The following is a 3,359-nucleotide window of genomic DNA, read 5'->3' on the forward strand; positions in this document are numbered from 1 at the left end:
TTTTTTTCACATCATGTTCTCCGGATCCACGTCGACCGCGAGCCGCACTTTTTTCCCGCAGATTTTATCTTTTTCCCGCAGCAGCTGATCACAAAGCCAATGCAGAATTTCCGGTTGCGCTCCTTTCAGCAGGAGCTGCCAGCGGAAACGGTTTTTGAGTAACGAAAGCGGAGCCGGAGCCGGGCCAAGGATATCCGCAGCCAGACAGTCCTTAGCCAGACACATCCGCAGCAAAGCCGCTGCTGATTTAGCCGCATTTTCCACCTGCTTTTCATCAGGCCCGCTGAAGCGGAGGTTGATCAGCCGACCGAAAGGCGGGTAGCCAAGCAGGGAGCGCAGAGCGATTTCCTGTTCATACACGGCCCGGCAATCATGGGCGTAGGCTGCTGTCAGCACATAATGGCTTGGCTGATGGGTCTGAATAATGACCTTGCCCGCCCGCTCGCCCCGCCCTGCCCTGCCTGTCACCTGCGCCAGAAGCTGAAAGGTGCGCTCCGCCGCCTTGCAGTCAGGCAGGCTGAGGCCGCTGTCCGCCCAGACCACCCCGACCAGTGTCACTTTGGGAAAATGCAGCCCTTTGGCCGCCATCTGCGTGCCGATCAGAATATCAATCTCGTGCTCACGCACTTGCCGCAGCAGGTTGAGCTGTGCCCGCCGGGTTGTGATTGCGTCGCTGTCCAAGCGGGCGACTCTGGCTTGCGGAAAAAGCCGCCGCACTTCCGCCTCCACCCGCTCCGAGCCAAGACCAAGACCGACCACATCGCCGGAGCCGCAGTCCGGGCAGATGATGTCCGGCCTGAGCGAGTAGCCGCAGTAATGACAGAGCAGCTGATTGCGGCCCCTGTGCAAGGTCAGAGAAACCCGGCAGTTGTGGCAGCGCACCACTGCGCCGCAATCCCGGCAGAGCATGAAGGCGGCGTAGCCCCGGCGGTTGACAAAGAGCAGACTTTGCAGGCCAGCAGCCAGATTTTCCTTCAGCGCAGCCAACAGACGGTTGGAGAAGAACCAATCCTTCTGGCTGCGTTTTTCTTTGCTCAGATCAACCAGCTCCACCTGCGGCAGCACTTGGCCGCCGATGCGCTTGGGCAAGGTCAGCAGGCGGTATTTACCCTGTTCGGCCTGATACAGGCTGCCGACCGAAGGCGTGGCCGAGCCAAGCAGCACCGGACAAGAGGCGAACCGTGCCCGCAGCACAGCCATGTCTCGGCCATTGTAACGCAGGCGGTCGTCTTGTTTATAGGTCGCTTCGTGCTCCTCATCAACAATGACCAAGCCCAGTTCGGCAAAGGGGGCGAAAACCGCTGACCGCGCTCCAACTGCGATTTTCGCTTCCCCCCTCAAAATCCGCTGCCATTGATCAAACCTCTCGCCGTCAGCTAAACCGCTGTGCAGCACGGCCAGCTGCTCGCCGAAGCGGGAGTAAAACTGTCCTTCCATCTGCGCGGCCAAGGCCAGCTCCGGCACCAAGACCAGCACATTTTTTTTTTGCGCCAGACAATGCTCCGCCGCCCGCAGATAAACCTCGGTTTTGCCGCTGCCGGTCACACCATGAAGGAGGAACGTCTGAAACGCGCCTGTATCAATTGCGGCTGTGATGCTGCTGACCGCTGCTGCCTGCTCTGCTGTCAATTCCGCTGGACGATCCGAAAAAGGCAGCAGATCGCCAAAGGGATCGCGATAGACATGCCGTTCTTCCAGCATGACCAAGCCCGCTGCCGCCAAGCTTGTCAACGCCTTGCCTGCTCCGGCATAAAGTTTGGTCAGCTCCCGACGCGGCATGACTTGCCTGCCGCCGCAGTGCTGATAAAACAACTCCAAAGTTTTCTGCTCAGATTTTTTCAACACGGCGGCAGGCTGATCAGACAGCGGTGCACAGAGCCGAACAACAGGTTCCGTCTTGGCTTTGGCCGCCGCGCCGCTGAAACTGCCGGACAGCCCGGCAGGCAAGGCAGTGCGGATGACTTCGCCAAGCGGATGATGGTAATAAGCCGCCATCCAACGGAAGAAGGGGACAAGCTGGGCAGGAAAGACGGGATGTGCATCAAGGCAGTCGGCGACCGCCTTGATTTTGATTGCGGCGGGCAGCTCTTCGTCTTCCGGCAGCTGCGCCAGCACATAGCCGGTGACAAGGCGATTGCCTAACAGCACCTGCACCCGGGTGCCGATGGGCAACGCGACAGGACAGCTGTAGGTCAGGCTGCCGGGCACCGGCGCGGCGACAGCGATTTCATGCAGTTTCATGCGGGAAAACGCCGCCGCTTGGACGGGATCAGCAGGATATTTTTTTGGGGCTGGGGCCGCAGGGGCAGACATCCTTCAGATGCTGTTTGAAAGCCTCGCCCAGCGTTGGATGACTCATGGCCACATCCACAATCGCTTTCAGATAACCGAGCTTGTCGCCCGCATCGTAGCGGCGGCCCTGAAATTCATAAGCATACATGCCGCGACGGTTGGAGAGCGCTTGCAGCGCGTCCGTCAGCTGAATCTCGCCGCCGTGGCCGGGCGTGGTGTTTTCAAGAATTTCAAAAATCTCCGGCATCAGCAAATAGCGGCCAATGATCGCCATATTGGAATCAGACACACCGGGCGCAGGTTTTTCAACCATCCTGCTGATCTTGTAGGTGCGCTCATGCCCTGTGGCTTCCCCCTCGATGATGCCGTAATTGCGCGTCTGCTCCATCGGCACCCGCTGGATAGCGACAATGGACTCGCCAACCTGCTCATAAAGATCCAGCATCTGGCGGCAGCAGGGTGTTTCGCTGCGCACCAGGTCGTCGCCAAGCAGCACCAGAAAAGGTTCGTCACCAACTACCTTTCGGGCCATCTTAACAGCATGACCCAAGCCGAGCGGCTTTTTCTGGCGCACGGAAACCACGTCAATCAGGTTGGAGATGTGGTTCAGTTCGGCCAGCAGCTCCTGCTTGTTTTTCTGCTTAAGGACGTTGTCCAGCTCATAATCATAGTCAAAATGCTTCTCAATCGCCGATTTTCCGTCTGAGGTGATGAGAATGACTTCCTCGATGCCGGAGGCCACCACCTCCTCCACGATATACTGAATCGTGGGACGGTCAATGATGGTCAGCATTTCCTTGGGAATGGCCTTGGTGGCGGGCAGAAAACGGGTGCCAAGACCAGCTACTGGAATGACGGCCTTACGGACTTTTTTCATCTTGCTCTGTTGGATGGGAGGAAATGCGGCGGACTTGAGCCGCCGCTTCGATTTTATTATACAACAGCCCAAGTTGCGACCTGCAACAAATTGGGTTGTCACTGCTTCTTGAGGACTGCTCTGTTTTGAACTCTTGCAGGAATTGCAGCCAGGCGGAACGCTGCGTCATGCGCTGCGGAACCGCTTTGCT

Annotated in this window: 3 protein-coding genes; all 3 read right to left on the reverse strand. The window is 58.1% G+C overall.

Features of this window, described 5'->3' with window-relative positions:
- Positions 1 to 6 precede the first annotated feature (6 nt).
- The gene (priA, locus tag ACNKID_RS06385; RefSeq protein ID WP_417912601.1) at positions 7 to 2,241 is read right to left on the reverse strand and encodes a replication restart helicase PriA; all 2,235 of its coding nucleotides are present in this window, start codon (positions 2,239 to 2,241) and stop codon (positions 7 to 9) included.
- A gap of 28 nt (positions 2,242 to 2,269) precedes the next feature.
- On the reverse strand, positions 2,270 to 3,169 hold the full coding sequence (galU, locus tag ACNKID_RS06390) for a UTP--glucose-1-phosphate uridylyltransferase GalU (RefSeq protein WP_417912602.1): 900 nt from the start codon (positions 3,167 to 3,169) through the stop codon (positions 2,270 to 2,272).
- Positions 3,153 to 3,359 (reverse strand): hypothetical protein (locus ACNKID_RS06395; RefSeq protein ID WP_417912603.1); only part of this gene is annotated, 207 nt, incomplete at its 5' end. The genes ACNKID_RS06395 and galU, both read right to left, overlap by 17 nt.

Source organism: Candidatus Electronema sp. TJ, assembly GCF_048287355.1.
In the GTDB taxonomy this organism is placed as follows: Bacteria; Desulfobacterota; Desulfobulbia; order Desulfobulbales; family Desulfobulbaceae; genus Electronema.

Coding starts and splice junctions, on each gene's coding strand:
- priA (WP_417912601.1), bottom strand. CDS start 2,241: ATGAAACTGCATGAAATCGCTGTCGCCGCGCCGGTGCCCGGCAGCCTG.
- galU (WP_417912602.1), bottom strand. CDS start 3,169: ATGAAAAAAGTCCGTAAGGCCGTCATTCCAGTAGCTGGTCTTGGCACC.